This window comes from Mycobacterium intracellulare ATCC 13950 (assembly GCF_000277125.1).
GTDB lineage: Bacteria > Actinomycetota > Actinomycetes > Mycobacteriales > Mycobacteriaceae > Mycobacterium > Mycobacterium intracellulare.
This window is the reverse complement of sequence record NC_016946.1, coordinates 2,080,724-2,102,898: the sequence shown is the minus strand read 5'-3', so window position 1 is coordinate 2,102,898 and position 22,175 is coordinate 2,080,724. Positions and strand designations below refer to the sequence as shown.

Genomic DNA, 22,175 nt, shown 5'->3' with positions numbered 1-22,175 from the left:
GGTCACTATTCCCCTGTGGCATCACGAGGACTCAGCGGCGTCGTCCTCGCTGCGGTTCCGGCGATTGAGCAGCCAGGCGACCAGGCCCACCACCACGGCGAACCCACCGAAGCGCAGCGCCATGGTCCACACGGATTGATGGGGTTGGCCGGGCTCCGGGTGGTGAACGGCGAGCAGCACCAAGAAGCCGCCGTCGTCGGTGAGGCCGACGCCCGGCGTCGGCTGGGTCTTGATCACCCGGATCTGGGCGGGCGCGCTGCTGGAGTTGTCGATCTGGCCCCAGGCCAGGGTGGAGTCGTCGAGCAGGAACGTGTCCTGGCTCCCCGGGGATTGGCTACCGTCGTGGCCCACCACCGCCACGTGGCCCACTTCCACGGTCTCGCCCTTGGCGGGAACGGACACGACGACGTTGTCGTACAGCTTCGGGGGCGCCGGCGGCTTGTAGTCCGGCGGCGGTGGCCCGTTGTATCCGTTGAGCGGTAGCGAGCCACCCCCGTAGAAGCTGCCCGAGGCCACATAGCTGTCGCCGACCGCGGTGAACGGGACGACGCCGACGGTCGCGGCGTCGAGCACCATCCGCGCTCCGCGCGGGAGGTACAGCTGCTGGTAGGCGCCGTTGTAGAAGTAACGGAACGTCATCGCCTGATTGAGCGGGTTGTAGAGGGTTGGGCGGCGGTAGGCATCGTCGTAGTCGACGTAGTCCCAGTGGCGCGGCCGCACGAACCGGTGCTCGTCGATCTTGAGGATGTCGACGTTTTGCCGGTGGGCATTCACCACGTTTTGCACCTGCTGGTTGAAGTCCACCTCGGTCGGCGGCTTCGGCGGGTTGGCGGGGTCGGCGCGGGCTACCGGCGCGGCCTTCGCCGCTGCGATCGCCACCGAGGGCGCATCCAGCCCTCGCGGCGGCGCGACCACCGGGGCGTTTCGCGGCGCATCGGGGCCGGGCGGATTGATCTCGAGCACCGGGACGGTGTTTTGGCCCGCGTTGGGCGGCGGCAGGACCACCGGTTGCTGCACCGGCGGCGGAAGCGGGGGCGGTTCGTACGCCGGGATGGGCACCTGCGGAACCGGTGTCGGCGCGTTGCTCGCGGGCCCCTGGACGCCGCGCTTGTCCTCGTTGCACACGTTCGCCGTGTGATAGGCGTTCACGTAGAACATGCAGCGCTGGCAGGACACGGGGTTCGAGCCCGCGCCGGCGCAGGGCGCCGCCTGCGCCACCGTGCCGGGGATGGCGACGATCATCGAGATCGGCGCGAACGCGATGGCTGCCGCCACCAGGATCCAGAGTCGGCTCAATTGTCGAAATACCTTGACTTGTCCAGCAATCGGCGGTCGCGCTCTTCCTGGCGGTCCTGGCGGTAGGCCTCGACCTGGTCGGCGACCCACTCCTCGAGCAACCGGTCCTGCAGCGCGAACATCTCCTTTTCCTCGTCCGGCTCGCCGTGGTCGTAGCCGATCAGGTGCAGCACACCGTGGATGGTCAGCAGCGCCAGCTCGTGCCCCAGGCTATGCCCCGCCGCGGCGGCCTGACCGGCCGCGAATTCCGGGCACAGCACGATGTCGCCCAGCATCGAGGGCCCGGGCTCGGGGGCGTCCGGGCGCCCGCCCGGTTCGAGCTCGTCCATTGGGAAGCTCATCACGTCGGTGGGCCCGGGCAGGTCCATCCAGCGCATGTGCAGGTCGGCCATCGCCGCGGTGTCCAACAGCACCATCGACAGCTCGGCCGCCGGATTGACGTCCATCTTGGCGATGACATGCCGCGCGACGCTGATCAACTCGGCCTCGGAGACGTCGATGCCCGACTCGTTGGATACCTCAATGCTCATGGAACCCGCTCACCGCACCATCATCGGCGACCGCGCGAGCCCGACGCCCGCCGGGCCGCCCGGTTCATCGTCAGGTCGGGCTCTTCGAACTTGGCGTAGGCGTCGACGATTTCCGAGACCAGCCGGTGGCGCACCACGTCCACGCTGGTCAGTTCCGCCACGTGGATGTCCTCGACGCTGTCGAGGATCTCTATCGCCGAACGCAGACCCGACCTGGCCCCGCCCGGAAGGTCGACCTGGGTGATGTCGCCGGTGACGACGATCTTGGATCCGAAGCCCAAGCGGGTGAGGAACATCTTCATCTGCTCGGCGGTGGTGTTCTGCGCCTCGTCGAGCACGATGAACGCGGAGTTCAACGTCCTACCACGCATGTACGCCAGCGGCGCCACCTCGATGACCCCCGCCGACATCAGCTTGGGGATCAGTTCGGCGTCCATCATGTCGTAGAGCGCGTCGTACAGCGGCCGCAGGTACGGGTCGATCTTCTCGCTGAGCGTGCCAGGCAAAAAGCCAAGGCGCTCACCGGCTTCCACGGCCGGGCGGGTCAGGATGATGCGGCTGACCTGTTTGGTCTGTAAAGCGTTGACCGCCTTGGCCATTGCCAGGTAAGTCTTGCCGGTGCCGGCCGGGCCCACCCCGAAGACGACGGTGTTGGCGTCGATGGCGTCGACGTAGCGCTTCTGGTTGAGCGTCTTGGGCCGAATCGTCTTGCCGCGCCGCGACAGGATGTCCAGCGTGAGCACTTCGGCCGGTGACTCGTTGTCGGTGCCGGCCAGCATGGCGACGCTGTGCCGGACCACCTCCGGGGTCAACGGCTGCCCACCGGCGACGATCGCGATCAGTTCGGAGATCACCCGTTCGGCGAGCGCGACGTCGGCGGGCTCACCGGAGATGGTGACGGTGTTGCCGCGCACGTGCAGATCCGCGTCCAGGGTGCGTTCCAGCGAGCGCAGGTTCTCGTCTGCCGAACCCAGCAGGCCCATGACGGAATGGGGCGGAACGTTGATGCTGCTGCGAACTTGAGCGTCGGCCTGGAGGGGTCCGGCTGCGTCAGCAGCGCTGGTCTCGCGGGGCGTCACGTGGTTTTCGATGCCTGCCTTGTGTGAAGTGCTCGCCGATTCCGGCGTTTTCTAGCGTTTTTATCCTACCGCCGGGTCGACGCTGGCCCCAATGTGCAGCGCGCGACGAGTCTTTACAGGCTCGACGGGTGGTCCCATCGTGGGGTCAGCACCCCCAGCGCACCGAGCGCCACGGCCGCGGCGGTCGACGTCCGCAACACCTGCGGACCTAGCCGCACCGCCGTCGCGCCCGCGTCGGACAACGCCGCCATCTCGTCGTCGGCGATCCCGCCCTCGGGGCCGACCACGAGGAACACCGATGTCGCTCCCGCGAGGTCGGCGTGGGCGAGCCGCTCGGTGGCCGACTCGTGCAAGGCCAGCACCGTCGCGCCGCCGGCCACCTCGTCGCGGATGCGCGAGGTCAGCGCCGGGGTGGACAGCACCCCGTCGACCGGCGGGATGTGCGCCCGGCGCGATTGCCGGGCCGCCGAACGGGCGACCGCACGCCAGCGGCGCAGACCTTTCTCGACCCGGGCGCCCTGCCAGTTGGCCACGCAGCGGGCGGCCCGCCAGGCCAGGAACCCGTCGGCCCCCGCCTCGGTGGCCAGCTCGATGGCCAGCTCCGATCGCTCCGACTTCGGCAGGGCCTGCACGACAGTCACCGGCGGGGTTCCGGGCGCGACGCTCCAGCGCTTGAGCACCCGCGCCCGCAGTCCGTCACGCCCGGCGTGCTCCACCTCGCAGCGCGCCAGGCCGCCGGCGCCGTCGCCGAGCACCAGTTGCTCGCCGGGGCGGATCCGCCGCACGCTGGCGGCATGAAACCCCTCGTCACCGCCCAGGACGGCCAGCGCGCCGGTCTCGGGCAGCTCGTCGGCGTAGAACAGGGTCGCGACCATCGGCGCGCCTTGGCTAGCGTCCGGTGAACGTCTCGCGGAGCCGGCTGAACAGGCCGCCGCCGGCGTGGGTCGAGCGCACCTCGGGGACGTCGCGGCTGCGCCGGGCCTTCAGTTCGCGCAGCAGTTCGGTGTCGCGGGCGTCCAGGCGGGCGGGGACCACCACCTCGACGTGGACATGCAGATCGCCGCGGGTGCCGGTGCGCAGGTGCGGCATCCCGTGGCCGCGCAGCGTGATGACCGAAGCCGGTTGGGTGCCCGGCGGAATGGTGATCTCGCTGACGCCGTCCAGGATGGCGTCGACGGTGACCGTGGCGCCCAGCGCCGCGTCGACCATCGGCACCGACACCGTGCAGTGCAGGTCGTCGCCTTCGCGGACGAAGACGTCGTGGCTCTGCTCGTGCACCTCGACGTACAGGTCACCGGCCGGCCCGCCGCCGGGTCCCACCTCGCCCTGGGCGGCCAGTCGCACGCGCATGCCGTCGCCGACACCGGCGGGGATCTTGACGCTGATCTCCCGGCGGGCGCGCACCCGGCCGTCACCCATGCACTGGTGGCACGGGTCGGGGATGACGACCCCGACGCCGCGGCAGGTCGGACACGGCCGCGACGTCATCACCTGCCCCAGCAGGGAGCGCTGCACGGTCTGGACCTCGCCGCGACCACCACACGTGTCGCACGGCACCGGAGCCGAGTCGCCATTGGTGCCCTTGCCCTGGCAGCGGTCACACAGCACGGCGGTGTCGACGGTGACCTGCTTGGTGACGCCGGTCGCGCACTCTTCGAGATCGAGCCGCATCCGCAGCAGCGAATCCGAGCCGGGCCGTACCCGCCCGATGGGACCTCGGGAGGTCGCGCCGCCACTGAAACCGCCGCCGAAGAAGGCCTCGAACACGTCGCCCAGGCCCCCGAAACCGCCGCCGAAACCGCCGCCGGCCGCGGCCGCGTTCTCCATCGGATCGCCACCCAGGTCGACGATCCGCCGCTTCTCGGGGTCGCTCAGCACCTCGTAGGCGACGCTGATTTCCTTGAACTTCGCCTGCGCGGCCTCATCGGGATTGACGTCGGGATGCAGTTCGCGCGCCAACTTGCGGTACGCGCGCTTGATCTCCGCGTCACCGGCGTTTCTGCTCACGCCGAGCAGCCCGTAATAATCGCGTGCCACGCCTGACTCTCCTATACCTGGTCTTCTCCGCGCCTACCCACACTGCGGGTGCGCGTTCATCGAGCACCCAGGACTTCGCCGATATATAGGGCAACCGCGGCAACGCTGGCGATAGTTCCCGGATAGTCCATCCGGGTGGGCCCCAGCACACCCATTCCCCCGTACACGGTGTCGGAGGTGCCGTAGGCGGTGGTCACCACGGAAGTGCCCAGTATCTGCTCGGCGGCCGTCTCGTGGCCGATGCGAACCGTCACCTTACCGGCTTCCTGCTGGGCGGCCAGCAACCGCAGCACCACCACCTGCTCCTCGAGCGCTTCCAGGATGGAGCGCAGCGAGCCGCCGAAATCGGCGGCGTTGCGGGTCAGGTTGGCGGTGCCGCCCATCAGCAGGCGTTCCTCGGTGTGCTCGACGAGTGACTCCAGCAACACCGTCGCCGATCGGCCCACGGCGTCGCCCAGCCCTTCCGGGCTGCTCAGCTGCCCGGCGAGGTCGGCCACCGCGACCGAGGCGGCCGACAGTTTCTTGCCCACCAGCGCCTGGCCGAGCATCTCCCGCAGCTGGGAGAGTTCGTGGTCGTCGATGACGTCGCCGAGTTCGACCACGCGCTGGTCCACCCGGCCGGAGTCGGTGATGACGACCATCAGCAGCCGCGCGGGCGTCAGGGCGATCACTTCGAGGTGGCGCACGGTCGACGACGACAGCGTCGGGTACTGCACGACGGCCACCTGCCGGGTCAGTTGCGCGAGCAGCCGCACGGCGCGGCGCAGGACGTCGTCGAGGTCGACACCGGACTCCAGGAATCCCTGGATCGCGCGCCGTTCGGCCGAGGACAGCGGCTTGACGTCGTCGAGCCGGTCGACGAATTCGCGGTAGCCCTTCTCGGTGGGCACCCGCCCGGAACTGGTGTGTGGCTGGGTGATGTAGCCCTCGGCCTCGAGCACCGCCATGTCGTTGCGGACGGTGGCCGACGAGACACCCAGGTTGTGGCGCTCCACCAGCGTCTTGGAACCGATCGGCTCTTTGGTGGCGACGAAATCAGCGACGATGGCCCGCAGCACCTCGAACCGTCGGTCATCGGCAGTTCCCACTGGTCGTCACCTCCTTCGATACCGCTTTGACCCGGTTCATTTTACGGTCTCGGGCGCCGTCGCCCGCACCGGTGGAGCGCAAGCGTCTGCTCGCCGGGACGGCCGGTGTCCGGCTAGCCTTTCCAGCATGAACCGGTCGGGCCACAGCTATGCGTCGGGGGAGATCGGCCAATGATTTTCAAGGGCGTGCGCGACGGCAAACCGTATCCCGAGCACAACCTGTCCTATCGGGATTGGTCCCAGATACCGCCGCAACAGATCCGGCTCGACGAATTGGTCACCACCACAACGGTGCTCGCGCTGGACCGCCTGCTCTCGGAGGACTCCACCTTCTACGGCGACCTGTTCCCGCACGCGGTGCGGTGGAAGGGCACCACCTATCTCGAGGACGGCCTGCACCGCGCGGTGCGCGCCGCGCTGCGGAACCGCACCGTGCTTCACGCCCGCGTGTTCGACATGGACATGCCCTTGGGCCAGCCCGGGTGAGTTAGTGGTCACGTTTGGGCCTTCCCGCGTGTCGACCTAGTGAGGACGTTGGTTCACGACCACAACTTGCCGGGAGGATCGTCATGCCACGGCTACAGGGAGTCTCCGACCGCGACGCCGGGTGGGGCGCCAAGATCGCCTTCTTCTTCACCAGGCGCAAGCTCGCGCAGATGACCGGGCTGGAAACCGCGGGAATGCTGGAACCGCTGCGGATGTATGCGCACATCCCCAGACTGCTCAACGCCTACGGCAAGTTGGAGCAGGCCGAATCGAAGCTGGACGTTCTCAGCCCGCGCCACCGAGCGCTGGCGGAGCTGAAATCGGCGACGACGGTGCGCTGCGAATACTGCATCGACCTCGGCTCGCAGATCGCCCGGCAATGGGGCATCACCGACGAAGAGCTGCTGGGGATGGCTAATTATCGGGACGCGCCGTGCTTTTCCGACGTCGACAAACTGATCCTCGAATACGCGACCGCGATCAGCCGCACCCCCGTCGAGGTGAGCGATGAGCTTTTCGAGGCGCTGCGCGCGCACTTCGACACCGCCCAACTGGTCGGCCTGACCCACGTCATCACGCTGGGCAATCTGCGCGCCCGCTTCAACATCGCGCTCGACATCGGGTCGTCGGGCTTTTCCGGCGACCGCGTGTGCGCCCTGCCGGAGACTGGTCGCCCGTGACCAATCCCGATGCGTCCGCGCCGTCATCGCCATCACTGCGGGCATTGACGGCGCGCTTCGAGGCGGCCCGGCCGCGGTTGGGCGCCCTCGCGTATCGCATGCTGGGCTCGTTCGAGGACGCCCAGGACGCCGTGCAGGAGGCCTGGCTGCGGTTGAGCGGCAGCTCCGGGGAGATCGTCAACCCCGACGCGTGGCTGACCACCGTGGTCGCCCGCATCTGCCTGAACATGTTGCGCGAGCGCCGAACTCACGGCGGCGAGGAGCTGAGCGTCCGCCTGCCCGACCCGATCGTGGAAGCCGACGAGGAATTCGATCCCGAACACCGCGCCATGCTGGCCGACGCGGTGGGGCTGGCGCTGTTCGTGGTGCTGGACACGCTGCCGCCGGCGGAGCGATTGGCCTTCGTGCTGCACGACGTCTTCAGCGTGCCGTTCGATCAGATCGCCACCATCGTCGATCGGACGCCGGAGTCGGCCCGCAAGCTGGCCAGCCGCGCGCGCCGGCGGATCGAGCGGGCCGATCCGGTTCCCGACGGCGACCTCGCCGCCCAACGCGAGGTGGTGGACGCCTTCTTCGCGGCGGGCCGCAGTGGTGACTTCGAGCGTTTGGTGTCGGTGCTGCATCCCGAGGTGGTGCTGCGGGGTGACTTCGGCCCGCCCGCGGCGGCGTTCCGGGCCGACGGTGCGGCCTCGGTGGCCAGGCTGGCCCGAAGCTACGCCGGGCCCGACCGCGAGGTGCGCGCCGCGACCGTCAACGGCGCCGCCGGCGCCGTCATCTTCGTCGCCGGACGCGCGGCGTCCGTCATGGGATTCGTGGTGCGGGGCGGCCGGATCCGGGCGATCGATGTGCTGGCGGATCCGGCACGCATCGCGAAATTAGGCCTGCGCGCGCCCGGCGCCGATCACTGACCGGCGGCCTGCAGCAGCTCCATCGCCGAGGCCCGGGACAGCACCCAGCCGCCCTGGTTGACGAAGGTGACGTTCTGGGTGACCGGGGACGTCAGCTTGGGACCGGAGACCGACACGTCGGCGGTCGCCGAGCCGGCGGCGGTGGGTTGGATGTTCGTCACGTCGAACGACAGCGGCAGGTCACCGTTTTTCGCGGCCTTCTGCAGCTTCTTGTCGGCGACGTGCGCCTCGATGCCGCTGATGCCGCCCTGCACCAGGTTGCTCTTGTTGCTGAACGACACGCTCGGGTCGGCCAGGCTGTTGAGCAGGCCGGTCAGCTGATCGGGCGTCGGGACATTAGCGCCCGCGATTGGCTGCGCCGGCGGCGGATCCTGCGGAAGCGGCGCGCCGATCGTGGCGAGCTGCACCCCCACCTGCGGGCTCGGCTCCGACATCGAGGTCAGGCCGGCGGCCGCGCCGCCGACGATCGCCAGAGCTGCCACGCTGGTGGCAAGGGTTTTGACAGTGTTCATGGTTCCCCCTTCGGTGGGCACGAATCTCGACGCTCGGGTGGTGTCAGCGTGCCCGTTGCGTCTCGTACTTCGTGTCTCGGCACCGATACGTTACGGCCGCCCGTTGTGCGAACGACATGAGCACCCTGTGCGCCGGCTGTGCGGGCGCCCTTGCCGGTGGCCGCAGATGCCAAACCCCATGCGCCGCCAGAAGGCGACGCATGGGGTGTCCTCGAGTATCGGAACGTCCGGCGAATGCGCCAGACCGGCTTCGGGTTTGCGCGGCAGGCACCGCGCGGTCATCAGTTGGTGGCGGTCGCGGCCTGTATCAGCGCGATCGCCGCGTCGTGCTGCAGGACCCAGTTCCCACCCTGGTTGACGAACGCGAGGTGCTTGGTGACCGGGCCGGCGAACTTCGGGCCCGTGATGGCGACGTCGGCCTGGGCCATGTTCGGACCCGCCGGCGCGATGTTCGTCACGTTGAACTGCTCGGGAAAGTTCCCGTTGCGGTAGGCCTTTCGCAGGTCATGGTCGGCCACCATGCCCTCGTTTTGGCTGACGCCGTTTTCAACGAAGTTGGCCTTCTCCCTGTAGTTGACGCCGGGGTCGGTTACCTGGTTGCACAGAGTGGCCAACTGATCGGCCGTCGGCAACTGGCCCGGCGCACCCGGCGGCGGGGGCGGAGGCGGTGGCGGGTCCTGCGGCAGTGGCGCGCCGACCGCAGCCAGTTGCACATGATCCAGACCCATCGGTGCTGCAATGGAAGCCACACCGGCGGCGGCGCCGCCAATGGCGGTCAGCGCCGCCACGCCCGTGGCAATGGACTTCACGGAATTCACAGGTCCCCCTTCGATACACATGGACCGTGGCGGAAATCTTGGGGATCGCCGCACACGGTCACACGTCTTCATGGTTGAAGATGGTGTAAGTGTGCCCTGTGACTCCGGAATTTGCGTCTCAACTTGGTCACGTTACGGCGACGCTACGGCGGCGACGCGGGACATACCTCGAATAGCCTTGTACCGCAGGCGTGCAGCGGCTGGGAAATCGTCCCTGCCTGCATAGTGCAAGGACCCCGCGGTGGGCCTTTACTCCCCCGCGAGCGCCTCAATCAGGCTCTTGGGGCGGATATCTGACCAGTTCTGCTCCACGTACTCCAGGCAGTCCGCGCGGCTTGCTTCACCGAAGACCACCCGCCAGCCGGACGGCGTGTCGGCGAAGGTCGGCCAGAGGCTGTGCTGGTTCTCGTCATTGGCCAGCACCACGAAGGTGGCGTTGTCGTCGTCAAAGGGGTTGGCGCTCATCATGTCTCCTTCTCAGGGGATACGCGGAGGGGCTGACGGTGGAACCCAACACCCGATCGGATAGCAGCCCCAGGCAGCTCAGGTTCGGGAATCCGGGGCCCTGGGTGAGTCCGGACAGGTTGGGCAGGAACAACTTAGGGGTGACGTCTGTGACCGACAGGTCATAACCTATCGCCTCCTGCAGCCGCTCCGAAGTCAGTGGCCCACCCAGACCGAGTTCGAGCAGATCAAGCGCGTCCTGGCTGAACAACGGTGCGAACCACAGCGAGTCGGCGCCGGAGCCGTCGATGACGAGATCAAACCCGTGGACCGTCTCGAGGTTCTCGCTTCCTCGGTTGGTGGACAACGTCAGCCGGATCTGCCCCTGCCTGCCCACCGCGTGGGCGACGCGGCCCCGCAGGTGGTGGATGCGGTCATCGGCCAGCAACGCCTCCTGCACGTTCGACGAAAACACCCCCCGGTCCGTGCGGGCCAAGGCATCTCGACGTTCGGCCAGCGTGAGGGCCGGCCAGTTGGTGGGATCGGAGAACAGCGAGTTCTCGAAATACCCCTCGCCGCGCGTGAACAGCGTCGCCTGCGGGGAGATGACGGTGATGCTCGAGACCCGGTGCCGGAACAGCTCATTGAGCATCGCGGCGGCCGTCTCACCGCCGCCGATCACCGCGACCCGCTCCGCGCTGATCCGGTCGTGATTGGCGGCGCGGTCCCAGAACTGGGCGATCGAGAGGACGCGCGGATTGCCCGGAAGCAAGGACTTTTCGGCCTGGCCGGGCCCGGTGATCATCAACGCGTCGGCGTGCACGGTGGTCTCATGGGTGTGGATCGCCCAGCGGTCCCCGGTGACGGCCAGCCGTTCGACCTCGCCGTGCACCACATTCATCCCCACGTGGTCGGCGACCCAGCTCAGATACTGGCTCCACCGCCGATGCGGCGGCGCCGGCCTGCCGCGGTCGATCCACTCGGCGAACGACGCCGTGGCGATCAGGTAGGACTGCCAGCTGTAGCGGGTCATCCGCTCGTCCAGCTCGGCGTTGCGGCGCGGCACCAGCGCCGAGCGGTAGGGAAAGCCGACGTCTTTTTCCGGGCTGGTGCCCAGCCGGTGCGCACCGTCCGTCCAGCCGCCGCTGGCCTGCCAGTTCGCCGCGACGCCGATGCGTTCCACGGCGACCACGTCCGGAACCTCGACGCCCATGTCGCGCAATACCGACGCCTTGGCGGCGACGGCCACCGCCTTGGCGCCGGCGCCCACGATCGCCAGTGTGCTCATTTCACCACCTCCCGCAGTGAATCGATCCAAAGTCCTTGCAGCGCGGTGATGTCCGCGTCCGTGAGAATGTCGGGCAGCGCGCGCCACTGGGCCGCCAGCACCCGCTCCCCGCCGTATGTCAGCACCATCGCCGCGATGGTGAGCTCGTGGCGCACCGCCAGATCGGGCTCGGGCACGGGCGACACCCCGGCGAGCAGCTCGCGCTCGAGCGTCAGCCCGGTGCCGCCGTCGGTGTGGGCGGCGCCAAGGTAATTCAGCAGCAGTTGCGGCGGCGGGAAGCCGGCGAGCCGCGCGGCGGTGTCGTCCCGCAGGTAGCGCAGCAACCCGAAGTCGAGGCCATCGCCGGGGATCGAGGCCAACTTCTCCGCCACCTTGTGCGGGTCGTCGGAGTCCAGCCGCACCGGGTAGATGGAGCTGAGCAGGCCGACCGTGTCGCCGGTGTCGATGGTGTGCGCGCCGGGCCCATCGACCAAAGTGTCCGCGCGGCCATGGGTTTCGAGCGCCAGCAGCGGAGGCGGGGTCGCCTGACCGCGTAGCCGGCGCCAGCTGGTCACCGTCGCCGCGGTGGCGGCGACCAACAGCGTGGGCAACGCCAGACCCGAATTCAGCAGCCGGCGAGTGAGGTCGGCGTCGGTCGCGACGTTGCGGACGATCAGATCGCGGGCCCGATCGCGGTCAGGGTCGAGCCGCCGGGCGCCGAGGTCGGGGTCGTCGCCGTCCAACTCCGACGCCCAGTACGGCGTGGTGTCCAGGCCGTGCGCCCGCGCGGTGAGCGCCTCGGCCCAGCGCCGATAGCTGGTGTGTTCCCGTACGGGGGCCGGTGAGTGACCGGTCGCCGCCGCAGTCAGGGCGGCACCGAGTTCACCGAGGATCACCCGCCACGACGCCGGGTCCAGCGCCACGACGTGCGCGGCCAGCAACAGCACGCTCTCGCCGGCCGGGGGCCGGAGCCACACCGCGGCCAGCAGCGTTCCCCGTTCGGGGTCCAACCGGTCGACGGCCCGGGCGACGTGGGCCGGCACCGCCGCGGCCAGCTCTGCGTCCACCTCAACTTCTTCGAGTGCCCCCAGGACGTCGGCGTCCGGCACCGGAACCAAGGTCATCGTGGAGCGGTCGACCCGGGTGCGCAGCACCTCGTGGCCGTTGATGATGCTTGCCAGCGCGGCGTCCAGCTGTTCGCGGCGCAGCGTCTCGGGCAGCCGGATGGCCTCGGTCTGGGCGAGCCGGCGCGGGTCGCCGTGCTCGTAGAGCCATCGGCCGTTGGGCAGCAACGGCATTGGCCCGCTTGCCTCGTCCACCTGCTGGGCCGCGGCGGTGGTTTCCGAGTCGATCGCTTCGGCCAGTTCGCGGATGTTGGTGCAGTCGAGGATGAGTCGGGCGCGCAGCGCCATTCCGCGCGCCCGGGCCGCCTGCACCACCGACAACGCCATGATGCTGTCCAGTCCCAGCTGCAAAAAGTCCGCGGTGACGTCGACGCTTGGGTGCCCGAGCAGTTCGGCGAGCAGGTCGGCCAGCGCGGATTCCGTGGCGGTCTCGGGTGTTGCCGCGCCGCCGGCTGATTCGGCGACGTCGGCGGCGGCCAACGCGGATTCGTCCAGTTTCCCGTTGGGGGTCAACGGGATTTCGTCGACCACAACGATGCGCTGCGGCACCATGTAGCGCGGCAACCGGGTGCCGAGCATGGCCCGCAGTTCGGTGGCCGTCGGCTTGGCCCCCGCGGTATCGGTGGTCGCCACGTACGCGGTCAGCCGCGGGGCTCCCCGGTGCTGATGTACCAGCACGCCGGCGTGCCGGACGGCGGGATGCGATTCGAGGGCGGCGGCGATCTCCCCGGGCTCGACGCGGTGGCCACGGATCTTCACCTGGGCGTCGGCGCGACCGATGTATTGCACTGTGCCGTCGGGCAATCGGCGCACCAGGTCGCCCGTGCGGTACATCCGCTGCGCGGGCGCGAAGGGGTCGGCGACAAAGCGCGCCGCGGTCTCCCCCGCGCGGCCGATGTAGCCGCGAGCCAGCTGGGCGCCGCCCAGGTACAGTTCGCCCGTCGCGCCGCACGGCACCGGGCGCAGCCCGGAATCCAGCACGTATCCGCGGGTGTGCCGGGTCGGTCGGCCGATGCAGGGCTCGTCGTGCTCGGCGATCGCGGCGACCACCGCCTCGACCGTGGTCTCGGTCGGCCCGTAGCAGTTGTACGCCGTCATCGACGTGGCGTTGCACGCCTCGCGGATTCGGTCCCAGGCGGCGCTGCCGAGCGCCTCTCCCCCGAGCGCCAACACCGTCAACGGCACGTCGGTCAGCAGGCCGAACGCCTGCAGCTGGGCGAACATCGACGGGGTGGTGTCGATCATGTCGATGCCGTGCTCGGCGATCAGCGCGACCAGCGCCTCGGCATCGGTCTGGGTCTGCTCGTCGACCACATGCACGCCATGGCCGTCGAGCAGGGCGACCAACGGCTGCCAGGCGGCGTCGAAGGCGAACGACCAAGCGTGGGCGATGCGCAGCGGTCTGCCCAGTCTTGCGGCCGCGGGCCGCAGCACGCGGTCCAGATGGTCATCGGCGTACGCCCCCACCGCGCCATGGGTTCCGATGACGCCCTTGGGTTCTCCCGTCGTGCCCGAGGTGAACACGACATACGCGGCCCGTTCGGGCGCGACGTCGACCGGCGTGAATTCGTCGTGCGGCCGGCCGGCCTCGAGGAGCTGCGCGGTCAGCTCGTCGTCCAGGACGATCGACGCGCCGGATTGGCGCAGGATCGAGGTGACCCGCTCCGGGGGCATCCCCGGCACCAGCGGCACGCACATGCCGCCGGCCTTGAGCACCGCGAGTATCGCGACGACGTACTGCGGATCGCGGAAAAGGCTTATGGCGACCGGTGTTTCGGGCGCGACGCCCTTGCGGACGAGCTGGGCGGCCAGCCGGGTGGACCGGTCATCCAGCTCGCGATAGCTCAGCGTGCCACCCGCCCAGCTGACCGCCGGGCTGTCGGGCGCGCTGGCCACGACGTCGGCGAACCGCGCGTGAATGCTCCGCGGTGACGTCGCGGCGGGCGCCCCGGCGGCACGCAGCGGGGCAACCTCGTCGTCGAAGAGGACGCTGATCTCGCGCAGCGGCCGCGCCCAATCCCGCAGCAGCCGCTCGGCGGTGGACAGCACCCGACGACCGAACGTGGCCGCGGGAATGGCGCCCAGCGCGCCGTCGATCACTTCGATCAGCACCACCAGCTCGCCGGCATCCATGTGGGCGGCGACGGCGATCGGGAAATGCGACAGGGTTTGCAGGGCGGATGGCCGGAAGGTCGCACCGCCGGCGGTCAATTCGCCACTGGAGGACAGCCCGTTCATCGGGAAGTTCTCGTAGACCAGCAGGGTGTCGAACATCTCCCCGACCCCGCCGAGGGCACGCAATTGGGCGTGCCCGAGATAGCTGTGCTCGCGCAGCAGGGCGGCGTCGCGCTGCACGGCGCGACATTGTTCGCCGGCGCTGGCGGCCGGGTCCAGCCGCACCCGCAGGGGCACGGTGTTGATGAACAGACCCACCATGGTCTCGACACCGGTCAGTTCGGGCGGCCTGCCGGACACCGTGACCCCGAAAACCACGTCGTCGGTGTCGGTGAGACGGGACAACACCAGCGCCCACGCCATCTGCATCAGGGTGTTGACGGTGATGCCACGCGAACGGGCCTCGTCGACCAACCGCGCGGTGGCCTCGGCCGGCAGCCGCAGTTCGGTGGTGCGCGGCAGCGCCGTCTGCCGTCCCTGCGTCGTCTCCACCAAGCCCAGGGCGGCGGCCAGCAGGGTGGGGCCGGGCAGACCGGCGAGGTGCCGGCGCCAGACCTGCTGGCTGGCCTCCGGGTCGCGACTGGCCAGCCAGCCGATGTAATCGCGGTACGGCCGCGGCGCCACGGGCAGCGCCGACAGGTCGCCGCCGGCCTGGTACAGGATCATCATCTCGTTGATGAACACCGGCATCGACCAGCCGTCGATCACGATGTGATGGGCGGTGAGCACCAAACGCCATTGCGCGCCCGGCAATTCGATCAGCAGGAAGCGGATGGCCGGCCCGTGTTCCAGGTCGAAGGGCCGGCGGCGTTCGCCGGTTTCCAGCGCCGGCACGTCCTCGCGCGCGGCGCTGACGGATCGCCACGGCAACTCGACACGGGACGGCACGATCTGCACCGGCCGCGGGATGCCGCGGCTGAAGAAGCTGGCCCGTAGGTTCGGGTGGCGCACCAACATCTTCTCCGCGCACTCGCGTAGCAGCGCGACGTCGAGTGCGCCGGAGATGTCGGCGGCCATGCCGATCACGTACGGGTCGTCCGCGGCTTCGCCGTCGGCGAACTCGGCGAGCGTGGTCAGCGAGTACAAGCCCTCCTGCAGGGGGCTCAGCGCCATCACGTCCTCGATGTCGGGCGCGACGTCGGTGTCGGCGGCCGTCATGTCGTGCCCTCACGTGACGACGACCAAAGTTGGGTCACCGCAGCCAGATCCGTGGACGAGAGGCCGGAGGTGCTCATCGGCTCGAAACGGACGTCGGCCGCCTGGTCGTCCCGCTCGGTGTCAGCCTGCCCGTTCCCCAGAGCGTCCACGGCGGCGGCCAGCTGCTGCACCGTCGGATTCTCGAAGATCATGCGCGGGCTCACGGCCAGGCCGACGGCGCGCGCCCGCGAGGCCAGCTGCACGGACAGGATGCTGTCGCCGCCGAGGGCGAAGAAGTCGTCGAAGCGCCCCACTTCGGGGGTCGAAAGCAGTTCGGCGAACACCTTGGCCAGCGCCCGTTCGGTGTCCGTGCGCGCCGGTTCGGTCAGGCCACCGGTGCTGACCGCCGGGAGCGGCAGCCCGGGCCGGTTCAACTTGCCGGACTCAGTCTTGGGCAGGACGTCGAGAACGGTCAGCGACGACGGCATCATGTAGCCCGGCAGGGTCGTGGCGATCGCGGCGCGCACCTCCCCCGCGAACGCCGCCTTGTCGACGTCATCGACGATGGGCCGTTGGGGCACAACATATCCGGCCAGCGACGTGCCGCCGTGCACCTCCCAGGTGCGCGCGGCCGCGGCGGCGACGCCGTCGGCCGCCGCGAGGGCCGCCTCGACCTCGGCCAACTCGACCCGGAAGCCGCGGACCTGCACCTGGTGGTCGGAGCGTCCGACGAATTCCAGTTGGCCGTCCTCGGTCCACCGGGCCAGGTCACCGCTGCGGTACAAGCGCGAACCGGGCTCCCCGCCATAGGGGTTGGCGACGAACCGCGTCGCGGTCAGGGCGGGCCGTTTCCAGTACCCGCGCGCCAGCTGGTCACCGGCGTAGTACAGCTCGCCCACCACGCCGACCGGCACCGGACGCAGCCCGTCGTCGAGGAGGTAGGCCTGCGCGCCCGGGACCGGCTTTCCGACAAGCGGATTCGGCAGGCCCAACGGCCCGCGGGAAACCGCGCCGGAGGTCTCGGTGGAACCGATGTTGTTCAGCAACTCGGTCGCACCGTCGTCGGCGCACACCGACACCAGCCGTTGCAGCAGCGACGTGCTGACCGGCTCGCCACCGCACACCAGCCGCGACAGCGCGCGCACGGCGTCGGGCCGGCTGTCCACCAACGCCGAGACCAGGCTGGGCACGGCGGTCACCTGGGCGACCGAATACCGGGTCATCAACTCCCCGAGGGCCTCGGGGTCGCGGTGCTCGTCGTCGTCGGCCAGGATCATGGTCGCGCCGGCGGCCAGGCCGGCCAGCATCTCCATCCCGCCTTCGAGGAAGGTGATCGACGCCTGCGCCAGCCGCACGTCCTCGGTCCTCGGCGGGTAGTGCCGCAGCTGCCAATCCAGCCGGGCGGCCATCGAACGATGGGTGCCCACCGCGCCTTTCGGCTTGCCGGTCGATCCGGAGGTGAACACCAGATACATCGGGTCGTCGGGGTGGGGCCGCGGCAAATCCCGCGACTGGGGATCGACGTCATCGCTGTCCACCAGGTCGCGCACGTGGGGATCGTCCAGCGAAATCAACTCGACTCCCGCAACGTGTGGCATGGTCGCCACCGCTTCGGTCGTTGCGACCACCACCGGCGGCGCGACGTCCTCGAGCATGAATTGCTTTCGCGCCAAGGGGTAACCGGGGTCGATGGGGAAGTAACCGGCGCCGGCCTTCATGATGGCCACCAGCGCCACGACCAGGTCGATGCTGCGGCGGGTCGACAGCCCGACCAACGCGCCCGGCCCCGCCCCGTTCTTGGCGAGCAGCGCGGCCAGGTTGTCCGAACGGCGGTGCAGCGCAGGGTAATCGATCCGCTCGTCCCCGCAGCGCACCGCGATCCGATCCGCGTCCCATGCCCGACTCGGTTCCAGCAGCTCGGGTATGGTGCGCGGCCTGTCGTGCGGTGCCGGCGCCCCGCGGCTCCAGTCCTGCAGGATGCGGTGCTGTTCTCCCGCATCGATCAGCGCAACGTCGCGCAGGCTCAAGTCGAGATCCTCGGCGAACACGGCGACCGCACGCGACAGCCATTGCGCCAACCGCTCGATGGTCGTTCTGGCGTAGAGCTCGGTACGGAAGATGACATTGCAGTTGTAGCCGACGTCGTCGGTGCCGTCGGTGCCGAAGAAGTTGACGCTGAGGTCGGCGTGGGCCATGTCGAAGATGGGGTCCAGCGACGTGCACACGGTGTCGCGTCCATCGCCGCCCGCGGGGGCGGTTTCGATGACCCGCGTGGCGGACAGGTGATCCCGGACGTGCACGACGACCTGGAACAGCGGGTTGCGCGACAGCGAGCGCACCGGGCTGACACTGTCGACCACCCGGTCGAACGGCAGGTCTTGGTGGGCGTAGGCGGCCAGGGCCGTCTCGCGGGCCCGTTTCAGCAGTTCGCGCAGCGTCGGATTGCCGTCCATGTCGTTGCGCAGCACCAGGATGTTGACGAAAAAGCCGATCAGTTGGTCCAATTCGGCCTCGGTGCGGCCGGCGACCGGGGTGCCCAACGGAATGTCCACGCCGCCACCGGCCTTGTGCAGCACCACTGCCACAGCCGTTTGCAGCAGCATGAATTCGGTGATGCCCAACTCGCGGCACAGCTCGCCGAGCTTGGCGCGGGTGGCCGAGTCGATCTGGAAGTCGACGGATTCGCCCTCCCCGCTGGGCACCGGCTGGCGGGGGAAGTCCGGGCGCAACCCGGTGTCCTCCGGCAGCCCGGCCAGCTTGCGGGTCCAGTACTCCCGCTGCTCGGCGGCGATAGCGGACTCCTGGCCGCTGGCGTCCCCCAAAAACGTGCGCTGCCATGCCGCGTAGTCGGCGTACTGCACGCGCAGCGGCGCCCAGGACGGCGCCTCGCCACCGCGTCGGGCCCGGTAGGCCGTCATCACGTCGGAGAACAGCACACCCGCCGACCAATGGTCAGAGGCGATGTGGTGCACGACCACCGACAGCACGTGCTCGTCCGCGTTCTCGGTGCGCAGCACCGCGACCCGGATCGGCAGTTCCGAGTCCAGCTCGAAGCAATGGCGCCGCTCGATGTCGAGCTGCTCTTGCAGCCACGCCTCGCCGACGCCCTCCGCGCGGCGCACCGGAACCTCGACCCCGGCCGGGCCCACAACCTGATAGGGCACGCCGTCCAGCTCGACGTAGCTGGTGCGCAGGATTTCGTGCCGCGCGAGGACATCGCCGACGGCGGCGATCAGCGCGTCGATGTCCCACGGACCGGTCAGCTTGGCCGCGAAGGGAATGTTGTTGACCGGGCTGGGCCCGTCCAGGCGATAGGCGAACCAGCTGCGCAGCTGCGACGCCGACAGCGGCATCGGTTCGTCGTGTGCGGTTGCGATCAGTCTGGGGCGCGACTGCGTCAGTTGGCCCGAGCTCAGCTGGTCGATCCGCTCCGCCAGCAGGCCCACGGTGGCGAGCTCGAACACGTCGCGGATGCCGAGTTCCACACCGCACTCCGCGCGGATCGCGGTGACCAGCTTGGTGGCGACCAGCGAGTGGCCGCCCAGATCGAAGAACGAGTCGTCGACGCCCACCCGTTCGTGTCCGAGCAGCCCCGAGAACAGTTGGGCGACCCGGATTTCGGTGGGGGTCGTCGGGTCGCGGTACTCGGTGCCGGCCGCCAGTTGCGGTTGCGGCAGCGCGGCGCGGTCGATCTTTTGATGGGCGGTGATGGGGATCTCGTCGAGCACCACGTAGGCGGCAGGGGTCATATAGTCCGGCAGCGCGGCGGCCACCCGGGCGCGGATGCGTTCGACGTCAACGGTTTCCGTGCCGGCGCCCTCGGCCGGAGTCACGTATCCCACCAGGCTCTTGCCCAACTGCGGCAGGTCCATGGCCAGGACGACGGCTTGCCCGACACTGGGGTCGACCGAGATGGCGGCGGCGATCTCGCCCAGCTCGATGCGGAAGCCGCGGATCTTTACCTGCTCGTCGGCGCGGCCGACGAACTCGATGTCGCCATTGGCGTTACGCCGGGCCAGGTCGCCGGAGCGGTACATCCGCCCGCCCGGGGTGAACGGGTCGGCGACAAAGCGCTCGGCCGTCAGCTGCGGCCTGCGGTGGTATCCGTGCGCGACATGCGTTCCGGCGATGTAGATCTCACCGATCACCCCGGCAGGGACGAGCCGCAGCGCGTTGTCGAGCAGGTACACCTGCGTGTTGATCTTGGGCCGGCCGATCGGCACTATGCGCGTGCCCTGGGCGCCTTCCACCGGGTAGCTGGTGCAGTTCACGACCGTCTCGGTCGGTCCGTAGAAGTTGTGCAGCGACGCGTCGAAGGTGGCGTGGAACTTGTCGGCGATCTCGCCGGGCAGGGCCTCCCCGCCGATCGGCACCCGCCGCAACGTGCGCCACTGGCTGACACCGGGCAACGACAGGAAGAGTCCCAGCAGCGACGGCACGAAGTGCATCGACGTAATGCCTTCGCGCGCCAGAAGATCGGTGAGGTAGCCGATGTCGCGCAGTCCGTCCGGGCGCGGAATCACCAGCCGGGCACCCATGATCAGGGTGCCGAAGATTTCGCCCATCGACACGTCGAAACTGGGCGACGCGACCTGCAGCAGCCGGTCGGTCTCGTCGATCCGGTACTCGTCGCCGAACCAGACGAAGTACTCGGCGATGGGCGCGTGGGGCACCGGCACGCCCTTGGGCAGTCCGGTCGAACCCGAGGTGTAGATCAGGTACGCGGTGTTCTGCGGGCTCAGCGGCCGCAGCAACGCGGTGGGCGCCGTGGTCGGATAGCCCTCCAATCCGGAAACCGGTTCGTGCAGCACCAGTTTGGCGTCCGCATCCCCGAGAATGAAGCTCAGCCGGTCCTCCGGGTAGGTGGGATCCACCGGAAGGTAGACGCCACCGGCTTTGAGCACACCCAGCGCGGTGATGACCAGTTCGGGTGACTTGTCCAGCAGGACCGCGACGCGATCCTCGGTGCCGATTCCTTGCTCGATGAGCCAGTGCGCCACGCGGTTCGACTCTTCATCGATTTCGCGGTAGGTGTAGGCGCGCCCTTCGTAGACGACCGCAACGGCGTCGGGCGTGCGCGCCGCTCGCCGGCTGACCAGCTCGGACAAGGTGCTGGCCGGGGTGACGAATTCTTCACCGGTCGACACGGACCGCAGCCACTCGGCGTCTTCGTCATTCATCAGCGCGCACGCCGACAGCGTCACGTCGGGGTCGGACAGCACGCTGTCCAGCAGGGCAGCGTAGTGGCGCAGCAGTTGCTGCACCAGCTGCTGATCCAGCACCTCGACGAGGTACTCGGCCTCGATGACGCCGCCGCCCAGGCCATCCGGCGTGCGGTTCAACTCGACCATCAGACTCAGCGGCAGCTGGTTGAAATGACCGCGCAACTCGGCGCGCTCGCAGCGCACGCCCGGCGGGCAAAAGCCGGCGCCGTCGGGCTCCCGCTGTCCGAAGCTGACCCGGGTCATCCGGTCCGCGCCGTGCCGGCGGTCCGGATTCGACTCACGCACCAGCCAATCCAGGTCGGCGCGCGAATGAGCGAAGGCGCCCACCGCGCCGTCCCGGGTCTGGGCCAGCAGTTCGCGGAACGTCTGGTGTGGCCGCGGCCGCAGCCGGACCACCACGGTGTTGCCGTGGTACCCGATGACATCCTCGGTTCCCACCCCGCGGTTCAGCACCGGGGCCGCGAACAGGAAGTCCGTCGACTGGGTGTAGCGGTGCACCAGGGCGCCGAACGCGGCCATCAACACCATGTAAGGCGTGGCGCCCGTCTCGCGGGCCAGCGCGGCCGCCCGGTCGACGACGTCCGCCGACAGCGGCGCGGTCGCGCGTTGCGCGCGCCAGGTGCTGGGCACCACCGACCCATTGGGGCCGGGAAGTTCCAGTGGCTCCGGGAGATCGGCCATCAGCGGCCGCCAGTAGTCCAGATCGGCCTGACGGATCGCGGTCGGGTCGGCGGCGAGATCCGGCAGCGCCGGCGCCGCGGCAAAGCCGTCCGGGTCGGTGTACGCACGGGTCAGGTCGGCGAAAAAGGGCGCCCACGAGCCGTCGTCCCAGGCGATGTGATGCGCGGTGATCAGCATTATCAGCTCGTCGGCACCCAGGTGCGCCACGGTGACGCGCAGGGGTGAATCCTTGCTCAGGTCGAACGGACGGCGAAAGTCCCGCTGCGCCAGCACATCCAGCCGCAACCGGCGGGCTTGATCGGCCAGCCCGGACAGGTCGTGCTCGGACCATTCGGGGTGTAGGTCGTCGCGGACGACGGGCCGCGGGTCGCCGTCACCGTCGGTGTCATACGTCGTATGCAGTGCGGGGTGACGCGCGGCGACGGCATCGACGGCGCGATGTAGCCGAGCGGCGTCCACGGCGCCGATGAGGCGATAGGAGACGCAGATGTTGAGCAGCGCGCTGTCGGGATCGACTGACTGCACGAACCACATCCGGTGCTGGCCGGCGGACATGCGCGGCTCGTCGTAGGTGGTCACGGAAGCCGCGCCCGTCGGCCTGGCCAGGCCGCGTTCAGCGAGCTTGCGGCGCAGCAGTTCCAAGCGTTCCTCGTCGAGACGGGTGCCGGCGCCGGTGGTGTCTGTCACG

Annotated in this window: 15 protein-coding genes; 3 read left to right on the top strand and 12 right to left on the bottom strand. The window is 69.4% G+C overall.

Annotation, left to right across the window (positions count from 1 at the left end; translation table 11 throughout):
* Positions 1-21 precede the first annotated feature (21 nt).
* The 6 genes from OCU_RS34855 to hrcA all read right to left on the bottom strand — a co-directional run bounded on the left by OCU_RS34855 (position 22) and on the right by hrcA (position 6,030).
* Positions 22-1,242: a hypothetical protein gene (locus tag OCU_RS34855; RefSeq protein WP_371286270.1), complete on the bottom strand. Its 1,221-nt coding sequence runs from the start codon at positions 1,240-1,242 to the stop codon at positions 22-24.
* 50 nt (positions 1,243-1,292) lie between these two features.
* Positions 1,293-1,826: an rRNA maturation RNase YbeY gene (gene ybeY / locus OCU_RS34850; protein WP_009953085.1), complete on the bottom strand. Its 534-nt coding sequence runs from the start codon at positions 1,824-1,826 to the stop codon at positions 1,293-1,295.
* Between the two features lie 20 nt (positions 1,827-1,846).
* Positions 1,847-2,905: a PhoH family protein gene (locus OCU_RS34845; protein WP_029384281.1), complete on the bottom strand. Its 1,059-nt coding sequence runs from the start codon at positions 2,903-2,905 to the stop codon at positions 1,847-1,849.
* A gap of 113 nt (positions 2,906-3,018) precedes the next feature.
* Positions 3,019-3,780 (bottom strand): 16S rRNA (uracil(1498)-N(3))-methyltransferase, encoded by a 762-nt coding sequence (locus tag OCU_RS34840; RefSeq protein WP_014379801.1) that lies wholly within the window; start codon positions 3,778-3,780, stop codon positions 3,019-3,021.
* A gap of 13 nt (positions 3,781-3,793) precedes the next feature.
* Positions 3,794-4,942, bottom strand: coding sequence for a molecular chaperone DnaJ (gene dnaJ, locus OCU_RS34835; protein WP_008255583.1), 1,149 nt, complete (start codon positions 4,940-4,942; stop codon positions 3,794-3,796).
* A gap of 56 nt (positions 4,943-4,998) precedes the next feature.
* Positions 4,999-6,030: a heat-inducible transcriptional repressor HrcA gene (hrcA, locus tag OCU_RS34830; RefSeq protein ID WP_009953090.1), complete on the bottom strand. Its 1,032-nt coding sequence runs from the start codon at positions 6,028-6,030 to the stop codon at positions 4,999-5,001.
* Between the two features lie 171 nt (positions 6,031-6,201).
* Here hrcA and OCU_RS34825 point away from each other — a divergent pair, with 171 nt between their 5' ends.
* The 3 genes from OCU_RS34825 to OCU_RS34815 all read left to right on the top strand — a co-directional run bounded on the left by OCU_RS34825 (position 6,202) and on the right by OCU_RS34815 (position 8,104).
* A complete protein-coding gene (locus tag OCU_RS34825) occupies positions 6,202-6,516 on the top strand; it encodes a type II toxin-antitoxin system VapB family antitoxin (RefSeq protein ID WP_008255581.1) in 315 nt (104 codons plus the stop codon).
* An 83-nt stretch (positions 6,517-6,599) separates the two neighbouring features.
* On the top strand, positions 6,600-7,196 hold the full coding sequence (locus OCU_RS34820) for a carboxymuconolactone decarboxylase family protein (protein ID WP_014379800.1): 597 nt from the start codon (positions 6,600-6,602) through the stop codon (positions 7,194-7,196).
* Positions 7,193-8,104 (top strand): sigma-70 family RNA polymerase sigma factor, encoded by a 912-nt coding sequence (locus OCU_RS34815; RefSeq protein WP_014379799.1) that lies wholly within the window; start codon positions 7,193-7,195, stop codon positions 8,102-8,104. The genes OCU_RS34820 and OCU_RS34815 overlap by 4 nt, the downstream gene beginning before the upstream one ends.
* On the opposite strand, the gene OCU_RS34810 is transcribed toward OCU_RS34815, so the two are convergent.
* From OCU_RS34810 to OCU_RS34785, 6 genes are all read right to left on the bottom strand, one after another.
* A complete protein-coding gene (locus tag OCU_RS34810) occupies positions 8,098-8,616 on the bottom strand; it encodes a hypothetical protein (protein WP_014379798.1) in 519 nt (172 codons plus the stop codon). The genes OCU_RS34815 and OCU_RS34810 overlap by 7 nt on opposite strands.
* Positions 8,617-8,897: 281 nt before the next feature.
* On the bottom strand, positions 8,898-9,434 hold the full coding sequence (locus OCU_RS34805) for a hypothetical protein (protein WP_009976241.1): 537 nt from the start codon (positions 9,432-9,434) through the stop codon (positions 8,898-8,900).
* A gap of 249 nt (positions 9,435-9,683) precedes the next feature.
* The gene (locus tag OCU_RS34800) at positions 9,684-9,899 is read right to left on the bottom strand and encodes an MbtH family protein (RefSeq protein ID WP_008255573.1); all 216 of its coding nucleotides are present in this window, start codon (positions 9,897-9,899) and stop codon (positions 9,684-9,686) included.
* Entirely contained in the window at positions 9,880-11,166 is a 1,287-nt protein-coding gene (mbtG, locus tag OCU_RS34795) for an NADPH-dependent L-lysine N(6)-monooxygenase MbtG (protein ID WP_008255571.1), read from the bottom strand. Before mbtG ends, OCU_RS34800 begins: the two co-directional genes overlap by 20 nt.
* Positions 11,163-15,602: a non-ribosomal peptide synthetase gene (locus OCU_RS34790; protein WP_014379796.1), complete on the bottom strand. Its 4,440-nt coding sequence runs from the start codon at positions 15,600-15,602 to the stop codon at positions 11,163-11,165. The genes mbtG and OCU_RS34790 overlap by 4 nt, the downstream gene beginning before the upstream one ends.
* Entirely contained in the window at positions 15,599-22,174 is a 6,576-nt protein-coding gene (locus OCU_RS34785) for a non-ribosomal peptide synthetase (RefSeq protein WP_014379795.1), read from the bottom strand. Before OCU_RS34785 ends, OCU_RS34790 begins: the two co-directional genes overlap by 4 nt.
* Position 22,175: the final 1 nt, after the last annotated feature.